Annotated in this window: 1 protein-coding gene; it reads right to left on the bottom strand. The window is 56.4% G+C overall.

From position 1 onward, the window contains the following. Positions 1–369: hypothetical protein (locus AB9K26_RS00030; protein ID WP_369970510.1), on the bottom strand; the 369-nt coding region annotated here is incomplete at both ends.

Raw genomic sequence — 369 nt, 5'->3', positions numbered from 1 at the left:
GAGCACACGCTAGGTGCGGTAGCAGATACCGTAACGGCGTTCGGAAGCGGGTCGACGGTGATCGTAGCGCTAACGCCCGTAAGGTCAAGGTCACAGCTCGTATTGGAAACGTTGCTGACATCGATGGTCGTCGCTGAGGTGATCCCCACAACTGCGATCTCAAGCGTACCGTCAGCAGGTATCACGCCTGTTACCGACGGGCCGCCGTCTATACTGTAGGTCACGGTGTCACCGGCATCGCCACTGACCACGAACTCACCGTCATCGCCAGAGCACACGCTAGGTGCGGTAGCAGATACCGTAACGGCGTTCGGAAGCGGGTCGACGGTGATGGTTATGCTTTCTTCTTCAGGACATGTATTATTTATT

Source organism: Psychroserpens sp. XS_ASV72 (genome assembly GCF_041224425.1).
In the GTDB taxonomy this organism is placed as follows: Bacteria; Bacteroidota; Bacteroidia; order Flavobacteriales; family Flavobacteriaceae; genus Psychroserpens.
This window is presented reverse-complemented; position numbering and strand designations above follow the sequence as displayed.